Source organism: Streptomyces sp. NPDC056527, assembly GCF_042794475.1.
GTDB lineage: Bacteria > Actinomycetota > Actinomycetes > Streptomycetales > Streptomycetaceae > Streptomyces.
Window position 1 is genome coordinate 1 of sequence record NZ_JBHTTQ010000236.1, and the last position, 1,368, is coordinate 1,368.

Genomic DNA, 1,368 nt, shown 5'->3' on the forward strand with positions numbered 1-1,368 from the left:
CGACGAGCTGGAGCGCCAGGACAAGCGCTACGGCCTGGCCACGCTGTGCGTCGGCGGCGGCATGGGCATCGCCACCATCGTCGAGCGCGTCTGACATCCCCGTCCACACCCCCGATACGGAGCACCCCCTGATGAGCGAGTCCAGCACCATTCGCTGGGAGCAGGACGGGACCGGGATCGTCACCCTTGTCCTCGACGACCCCAACCAGTCCGCAAACACGATGAACCAGGCGTTCACCACATCGATCGTCGCCGTCGCCGACCGCCTGGAGGCTGAGAAGGACTCCGTCCGCGGCGTCATCATCACCTCCGCGAAGAAGACCTTCTTCGCGGGCGGTGACCTGAACGCCATGATCGGACTGCGGCCCGATGAGGGCCAGGCCGCCTTCGACACCACCATCCGGATCAAGCGGGCTCTGCGCCGGATCGAGACCCTCGGCAAGCCGGTCGTCGCCGCCATCAACGGCGCGGCCCTGGGCGGCGGTTACGAGATCGCCCTCGCCTCCCACCACCGTGTCGCGCTCGACGCGCCCGGCTCCAAAATCGGCCTGCCCGAGGTCACCCTCGGCCTGCTGCCCGGCGGTGGCGGCGTCACCCGCACCGTACGCCTCATGGGCATCGCCGACGCCCTGCTCAAGGTCCTCCTCCAGGGCACCCAGTACTCCCCCCAGCGGGCGCTGGAGAACGGCCTGATCCACGAGGTGGCCGCCACGCCCGAGGAGATGCTCGCCAAGGCACGCGCCTTCATCGACGCGAACCCCGAGTCGCAGCAGCCCTGGGACGTCAAGGGGTACAAGATCCCCGGCGGCACCCCCTCGAACCCGCGCTTCGCCGCCAACCTCCCGGCCTTCCCCGCCAACCTGCGCAAGCAGCTCAACGGGGCGCCGTACCCAGCCCCGCGCGACATCATGGCCGCCGCCGTCGAGGGCTCCCAGGTCGACTTCGAGACCGCGCTCACTATCGAGTCTCGCTACTTCACCGAGCTGGTCACCGGTCAGACCGCGAAGAACATGATCCAGGCGTTCTTCTTCGACCTCCAGGCAGTCAACTCCGGCGCCAATCGGCCTCGCGGGATCGTGCCGCGCAAGGTGACCAAGGTCGCCGTCCTCGGTGCCGGGATGATGGGCGCGGGCATCGCGTACTCCTGCGCCCGCGCGGGCATCGAGGTCGTCCTCAAGGACGTCACCGCCAAGGCCGCCGCCAAGGGGAAGGAGTACTCGGAGAGGCTCTGCGCCAAGGCCGTCGCCCGGGGCCGTACCACTCAGGAGAAGGCCGACGAGCTGCTCGCCCGGATCACCCCGACCGGCGACCCGGCCGACCTGGCCGGCTGCGACGCCGTGATCGAGGCCGTCTTCGAGGACACCGCGC

Annotated in this window: 1 protein-coding gene and 1 pseudogene; both read left to right on the plus strand. The window is 69.7% G+C overall.

The window, feature by feature from the left end:
- A pseudogene (locus tag ACFQ7Q_RS38130) lies at positions 1–94 on the plus strand (beta-ketothiolase); the annotation flags it as partial.
- A gap of 37 nt (positions 95–131) precedes the next feature.
- Positions 132–1,368 (plus strand): enoyl-CoA hydratase-related protein (locus tag ACFQ7Q_RS38135; protein WP_383563864.1); only part of this gene is annotated, 1,237 nt, incomplete at its 3' end.